This window comes from Vibrio sp. 10N.222.49.A3 (genome assembly GCF_041475145.1).
Classification (GTDB): domain Bacteria; phylum Pseudomonadota; class Gammaproteobacteria; order Enterobacterales; family Vibrionaceae; genus Vibrio; species Vibrio tasmaniensis_A.
The window spans coordinates 1-281 of record NZ_JBFRVM010000146.1; the positions used below are offsets into that span (position 1 = coordinate 1).

The 281-nt window shown below is 45.2% G+C and carries 2 tRNA genes; both read left to right on the forward strand.

Annotated features, from left to right (window positions below):
* Positions 1–34: 34 nt before the first annotated feature.
* A tRNA-Ile gene (locus AB4589_RS20540) sits at positions 35–111 on the forward strand.
* A 21-nt stretch (positions 112–132) separates the two neighbouring features.
* A tRNA-Ala gene (locus AB4589_RS20545) sits at positions 133–208 on the forward strand.
* Positions 209–281 lie beyond the last annotated feature (73 nt).

Below are 281 nucleotides of genomic sequence, written 5' to 3' on the forward strand. Positions count from 1 at the left end.
TTGATTAGGTTTAGAAAGTAAAAGAGACGATATTGGGTCTGTAGCTCAGCTGGTTAGAGCGCTCGCCTGATAAGCGGGAGGTCGGTGGTTCGAGTCCACTCAGACCCACCAATATCGATTAGAAACAAAGATGGGGCTATAGCTCAGCTGGGAGAGCGCCTGCCTTGCACGCAGGAGGTCTGCGGTTCGATCCCGCATAGCTCCACCATCTTTAAGTGTTTTTCTTTGAAAATATTTAAAAATGGTTCATTAGTTTGAATCAAGCTCTTTAACAATTTGGA